The organism is Deinococcus sp., assembly GCF_025362455.1.
GTDB lineage: Bacteria > Deinococcota > Deinococci > Deinococcales > Deinococcaceae > Deinococcus.
In genome coordinates, this window is the sequence record NZ_JANYGJ010000142.1 from 1 (window position 1) to 6,185 (window position 6,185).

The 6,185-nt window shown below is 66.7% G+C and carries 5 protein-coding genes; 2 read left to right on the forward strand and 3 right to left on the reverse strand.

Annotated elements, in window-relative coordinates; translation table 11 throughout:
* Nucleotides 1–281: 281 nt before the first annotated feature.
* Both Q0R23_RS11280 and Q0R23_RS11285 read left to right on the forward strand, forming a co-directional pair.
* Complete coding sequence (locus Q0R23_RS11280) at nucleotides 282–1,124, forward strand: DMT family transporter (RefSeq protein WP_293913083.1); 843 nt, start codon at nucleotides 282–284, stop codon at nucleotides 1,122–1,124.
* A gap of 22 nt (nucleotides 1,125–1,146) precedes the next feature.
* Nucleotides 1,147–1,467, forward strand: a complete 321-nt coding sequence (locus Q0R23_RS11285; protein ID WP_293913085.1) for a hypothetical protein — start codon at nucleotides 1,147–1,149, stop codon at nucleotides 1,465–1,467.
* Between the two features lie 218 nt (nucleotides 1,468–1,685).
* On the opposite strand, the gene dnaG is transcribed toward Q0R23_RS11285, so the two are convergent.
* The 3 genes from dnaG to Q0R23_RS11300 all read right to left on the reverse strand — a co-directional run bounded on the left by dnaG (nucleotide 1,686) and on the right by Q0R23_RS11300 (nucleotide 5,592).
* Nucleotides 1,686–3,446 carry a DNA primase gene (gene dnaG, locus Q0R23_RS11290; RefSeq protein WP_293913091.1) on the reverse strand — a complete coding sequence of 587 codons (1,761 nt, stop codon included), beginning with the start codon at nucleotides 3,444–3,446 and terminating at the stop codon, nucleotides 1,686–1,688.
* A gap of 254 nt (nucleotides 3,447–3,700) precedes the next feature.
* A complete protein-coding gene (locus Q0R23_RS11295) occupies nucleotides 3,701–4,318 on the reverse strand; it encodes a VOC family protein (protein WP_293913087.1) in 618 nt (205 codons plus the stop codon).
* Nucleotides 4,315–5,592: an NAD(P)/FAD-dependent oxidoreductase gene (locus tag Q0R23_RS11300; RefSeq protein ID WP_366520425.1), complete on the reverse strand. Its 1,278-nt coding sequence runs from the start codon at nucleotides 5,590–5,592 to the stop codon at nucleotides 4,315–4,317. Before Q0R23_RS11300 ends, Q0R23_RS11295 begins: the two co-directional genes overlap by 4 nt.
* Nucleotides 5,593–6,185: the final 593 nt, after the last annotated feature.

The window sequence follows — 6,185 nt, forward strand, 5'->3', positions numbered from 1 at the left end:
CCTGCCCGCGTCTTGGGCAGAACGGACGCGCCTGGGCACGCCTGCCCGCGTCTTGGGCAGAACGGACGCGCCTGGGCACGCCTGCCCGCGTCTTGGGCAGAACGGACGCGCCTGGGCACGCCTGCCCGCGTCTTGGCCTGAACAGCGCCGCTGGCGACGCTAGGCCGCTCCGCTCGGTAAACCTAAAGCTTTACAAGGAGATACTTAACACCTCACAGTAAAACAATATCTGGCCCGAACACCAGTCCCGCCGATCTTCAACCCGCTAGACTGCCTGTCCGATGAATCCTGCCCTGGCCGGTCTACTCTCCGCTCTGTTCTACGGGGTCGGCGATTTTCTGTCGGGTCTGTCGGGCCGCCATGACGCGCCGCTGCGAATCGCGGCCCTGACCCACCCGATAGCCGCGCTGGCGCTGCTTGCCCTGGCGCTGCTGCTCGGCGCGCCTTTGCCGCCTGCCAGTGACCTGTGGTGGGGTGCGCTGGCGGGCGCCATAGGGCTGGGCGCCGTGCTGGCCTTTTACCGGGGGCTGGCGCTGGGGCCGATGGGGCCGGTCTCGGTGGGCGCCGGAGCGCTCTCGGCGGCGGTGCCGGTGGCCTTCGGGGTGCTGGGCGGCGAGGTGCTGGGCGCCCTGGGCTGGACCGGGGCGGCGGGCATCCTGAGCGGCACGGTGCTGCTGAGCCTGATACCGGGGGGCACGGGGCAGGGCGGCGTATCAGCAAAAGACAATGGCGTGCTGCTGGGCCTGGTCGCGGGCGTGGGATTCGGCTTTTATTTCGTGGCGCTGGGGCAGGCGCAGAGTGCTGCCGGGCTGCTGTGGACGCTGGCCGCCGCCCGCCTGGCCAGCAGCCTGATCGTGGTGCCGATCGCGGCGCTGACGATGGGGCTGCGGCCCAGTCGCCCGGCCCTCCTGCTGGCCTCGGCACCGGGCGACACGCTGGGCAACCTGTTTTACCTGATGGCGGTGCAGGGCGGTGGGCTGGCGCTGGCGGGCTTGCTGACCAGCCTGTATCCGGCGCTGACGACGCTGCTGGCGGTGATCGTGCTGCGTGAGCGCTTGCGGGCCAGCCAGTGGGGCGGCGTGGTGCTGGCCCTGGCCGGAGCGGCGCTGCTGACAGCGGGCTGAGCGCTCCGGCGGGAACAAACGGGTGCAGCGGCTGGCTGGAGAGGGCAGCGAGCTGAGCCGCCACCTGATCGCCCAGATAAAAGAGGATCATCGACTGGCCGTTCTCGATGTAGAAGAATCGCTGGCCGCCCCGCTGAAGGTCGTTCACGACGTAAGAAAGGCTCAGCGTATCGGCCCAGTCGTCGTTGATTTCCAGGGTCCAGCGCTGACGGCGGCCCTGAACGGTGTATTCCAGCCAGCCTTGCGCCGTGTCCAGGTCGACGTGATCTTGAACGTCGCTCAGGTAGTCTGCGTCGCCGCTCAGCAGGCACAGCTTCTGCACGATCTGGACGTAATCGCCTGACCCGCCGATGCACTCGGTATCGAAATTCCAGACCCTATCGCAAAACCGCCGCCCCCACGGTTCAGATTCGACCTCGACCCCGAAGATGGACAGGAGCGCTCCGAACGGATCATCTTCATAGACCTGGCGGTCATACGAGTGGAGCAGGTCGTCCACGGTGACGCCCGGATTGAGCACAAATCCCAACTCGGCCAGTTTGGCCAACTGGGCTTCGAGCTTCAAGCTTGCATCCGCCGCGCCCTCTTCTCGGCCTCGATGGCGCGCTGCAACTCGCTGATCTGCTTGAGGAGTTCGCGCTGCTCGGTGCTGACGGCGCCGACCATCTGTAAGGTCAGCGCCTCCTTCTCGGCCCGCAACGAATCGATGCTGCGGCCCGACTGGATGTCGTCGATGGCGGCGGCGGCGTACCCGACCACCTTGGCCTCGAACTGCTCGACACCAGCGCGGCTGTGCGAATGCGGATCGCGGCCCTCGAACAGCAGTCGGATCAGGAGCTGCTCCTCCGGCTGGCCCCGGAACACCGAAAGAATATCCTCGCTGGTGGTGGCGCCGCGTGCGGCCAGCATGACCTTTTTCACGGTTTCGTTGTGCCAGGGCAATTCGCCGTCGAGCTTGGCCAGCAGCGCCGGGGCCAGCAGAATCTGGCGCAGCAGGGCCATCTCGTTGTCGCCCTGCTGGTGGGCCGACATGCCCGCCAAGTGGGTGTCGGTCAGGGTTTTGCGCTTGGCCTTGTTAGCGATCCAGTCGCTGAGGGCTTCGGGCTTGAGGCCCAGCGGCTCGCAGGCCAGGCGGCGCATCTCGCGGGCGCTCTCGTCGAAGGGATCGAGGTTCTGCATGCGCGGCAGCAGCTCCATCAGGATGCGGCGCTTGTTGTCCGAGCCGTCCACACCGTACTTCTCGACGGCGGCCTGAACCCGGTAATGCACCTCGTCGAGCCCGGAGGCCAGCGCCTGCCTCAGCGCGTGCAGCTCACCGGACATCACCGCGTCGGCGGGGTCCTTGCCGCTGGGCACCTGGGTCGCCCGGACGCGCAGCTTGCTGCCCACGACCTGATCGAGTCCCGACAGGGTGGCCTTGAGTCCGGCCTCGTCGCGGTCGAACATCAGGGCCAGACGGTGAACGTCGAGCCGGGCCAGCAGGGTGGCGTGCTCGGCGGTCAGGGCCGTGCCCAGCGTGGCCGCCGCCGTCTCGAATCCGGCCTGGTGCATGGCGATCACGTCCATGTAGCCTTCGACCACGATCAGCTCGCCGCCGCCCTGGGCGGTGGTGCGGGCGAAATTCAGGCCGTAGAGCAGTTCTCCCTTCTTGAACGCCTCGGTTTCGGGCGTGTTGAGGTACTTGGGTTTCTCGTCATTCAGCACCCGGCCCCCGAAGCCCACCAGCCGGTTCAGGTGGTCGCGGATCGGGAACATGACGCGGCCCCGGAAACGGTCGTAGACCCGCCCGGTCTGGGTGTTCTCGGCCAGCAGCCCGGCGTCCAACAGTTGCTTTTCAGGCACGTTGCGGCTGCGGGCCAGACTCAGCAGGCCGTCCCAGCCTTCGGGCGCGTAACCGAGTTCAAACCTGGCAATCGTTTCTTCGGTCAGGCCCCGGCGGTGAAAGTAGTCCAGACCCGGCCCGGCCAGGTGCGAGCGGAAGTAGTCGAGCGCGAAGGCGTTGACCTCGTAGATGTCGCGGCTGCTGCGCTCGCCGTAGCGCGTCTCGACGGTGACGCCCGCCCGCTCGGCCAGCTTGCGCAGCGCGTCGCCGAAGCTGAGGTTCTCGGTGCGCTGCACGAACGAGAACATGTCGCCGCCCGCCTTGCAGCCGAAGCAGTAGAAGTAGCCCTGCTCGGTATCGACCTGGAAGCTGGGCGATTTCTCGTTGTGAAAGGGGCACAGGCCCTTGAGGCGGCCCTTGCCCGCCGGGCTGAGGCGCACATGGTCGCCGATGATCTCGGCGATGCTGAGCCGATCACGTACCTCCTCCTTGGTCCCGATGTGTCCTCACCCCCCTTGCCCTGCACGCCCGTCGCCCGCTGCGGCGACCACCACTCCCCCGCTGTGCCGAAGCACACATCAGCTCGCTCGTCGGCCAGCCTGATTTCGGGATCGTTAGACGCTTAGTTTACTCTTCACCAGGCGAACAGTAAAGGGCAATAAAACGCCGTCTGGGCGCGGGCTTTTCTGGGAACGACGACCCACGGCGGCTCGGCGGGATGATGAGTCTCAGTGTGAGTTTTTGTACAGATGAGTTACTCAAGCCTGACTTCCCCACTTGGCGTCTGGAGGGTTGCCCGGAGCCGAACCGACGACGAAGGCTCGACATTCACCAGATCAGTGAGCCGAAGCGCCGCCAGTGCCCCCTCCAGCTTGTCCGGTTCCGGCGTGAGCAGGGTCAGGCTGGTCAGTCTCACGCCCACGTCCGGTAGCGCGGCGGCGGGCGAGTCCACGGCCCACTCGATCAGGCTCGGCAGGGCGCCACCCAGCGGCAGTGAGCCGTCGTCCGGCACGGTCAGGGTCCAGGCATACGAACCCCGGCTCAGGCTCAGGCGCTGGCCCTGCGCGGGTAGAGGCGCGGCGGGCGTGCGGGCGACCCAGTGAAGCAGGCAGGGGCCGCGTGAGAGCCGGTCCTGAACCTCCGGCGTATCCAGCCCGAACCAGCGGGGACGGCATGGTTTGGAGGCGTCGGGATTGATGGCCAGCACTTCCAGATACGACTCGCCCAGGGACAGCAGCCGGTTGTGGGTGCCGAACTGGGGATGCTCGCCGCCGGGTGAGAGCGCCGCGCCCAGGCGGTCTTGCAGCCAGCGCGAGCCCTCTTCGAGCGTGCGCGCGGCGATCACCAGATGGTCGATTGCCGCCGCGTTCATGCGCCGCGTGGCCGACTCATGGCGCCGAGGTCGCCCAGCAGGATGGCCGCCGCCTTCTCACCGCTCTCCAGGGCGCCCTGAATGCCGCTCATGGAGGTGATTTCTCCGGCCAGCAGCACGCCGGAAAAGCGGGTGGCGTGGCCGGGCAGATGCGCGGCGTAACCGGGCGGCTGGGGAAACTGGGCGTGGCCGATGCGCTCCACGGCCAGGGTCCGCAGACTGGACACCCCCTCGCCGTACCAGCTTTTCAGTTCCGCACGAACAGTCAGGTCCAGCGCGTCGTCGTCCAGCTCAGCGCCCTCCAGCTCGGCGCCTTCCAGCACGGTGACGGTCAGCAGATGTTGCCCGTCCGGGGCACGTTCAGGAATGACCTCGCTGAGCCACTGGGCGTTGTTGATCCGGCCCTGAACCGGGTTGAGCATCAGGCGCTTCTGGGTGTCGAGCCGCCGGGTGCTGGCGTAGTACAGGTACGAGCTGCCCAGGCTGCCGCGTGAGACGTTCTCGCCGAGCAGCAACCCCGCACTCTGCGGGTCGGTGGCGACGATCACCTGCGCAGCCTCCAGTTCGCCCAGCGAGGTGATGACCGAGACGCCGCGCTCGTGGGGCGCGAGTTCGAGGGCGCGGGCATGGAAGGTGACGTCGCTGCCCTGGGCCAGTTGCTCGCTGAGCACCGACATGCCGCGCCGGGGCAGGCTGATGGGGCCGCTCAGCAGCATCCGCAGGTAATAGCGAAACAGCCGCGCACTGGTGGACAGGTCGCGCCTGAGGAAAATACCGCCGAAAAACGGCGCGAAGAACTGCCGCAAGGCTGTGTCCGAAAACCCCAAACGTTTCAGGTAGTCGCGGGTCGGCTCATCAAAGCCGCTCAGCAGGCTGTGGGGCGCACCGAAGGCCACATCGGCGCCCAGGCGAGCGAAGACTAATCGGTCTTTGATGGTCAGGCTGCGGGCGCTCAGCAGGCCCGGAATTACGCCCGCGTCGCCGCGTGGGTCGCCCAGCAGCTCGACGCGCCTGCCCAGCCGGATCGCCGCCGACGGCGCGACGGCGACCAGATCGAGCGCCCCGTAGTCGAGCTGGCGCCGGGCCGCCGGGTACGACTCGAACAGCACCTGATAGCCCGCGTCGAGGGTAAAGCCGCCGAGTTGACGCGAGCGCACCCGCCCACCGACCTGCGGCCCGGCTTCGAGCACCCGCACCCGCTTTCCGGCGCGGCTCAGCGTCCGGGCGGCGGTGAGTCCGGCCAGCCCGGCGCCGATGACGATGACGTCCGTCACGCGAGGCCCGGTCGTGCTTGTGTTTGCGGTGCAGCGTTCATATGCATGAGGGTAGTGCATCGGTGGGCGCGGGGCGCCGAGCACTCCGGAATAAACAGAAACAGGCGTTCCAGACGTGATCTGTGGTTACAGGGGGGACGAGATACTTTGCGGTGGCCAGGCCGATGCCGTCGGTCCCGCCGGTGATAACCGCTGCCCTGCCCTTGAATCGTCCTGTCACGGTTCAGCTCCGTCCAGACATTTCTGGAACCATTCGTTCTGCTCTCCCTGCCGCCTTCTGCTCTCGCTGCCGCCTTTCTGAGCATCTCCTTGCAAAGCTTGAGATTTACCGAGCGGAGCGGGCAGGCGGCGAGGTAAGACGCCCGATAGGTGCAGGCGCCCGGTAGGTGCAGACGCCCGATAGGTGCCGCCCTTCCCAAGAAGCGGAAGCCAGGGACGTTAGCCAGGACATACCTAGTACATTGATTTCTATATTTTGATACTCTTATAGTGACGACTCATCTTTTCGCGACAGTGTTCTACGGTGAAGTGCCAGTTCACCGTCGTTCCAGCGGTGTTTCTCTGGTCAATCCAGCTCGTCACTTCATCCTTCA

Excerpts from the sequence above, each read along its gene's own strand:
- Q0R23_RS11280 (WP_293913083.1), top strand. The coding sequence starts at position 282 with ATGAATCCTGCCCTGGCCGGTCTACTCTCCGCTCTGTTCTACGGGGTC.
- Q0R23_RS11295 (WP_293913087.1), bottom strand. The coding sequence starts at position 4,318 with ATGAACGCGGCGGCAATCGACCATCTGGTGATCGCCGCGCGCACGCTC.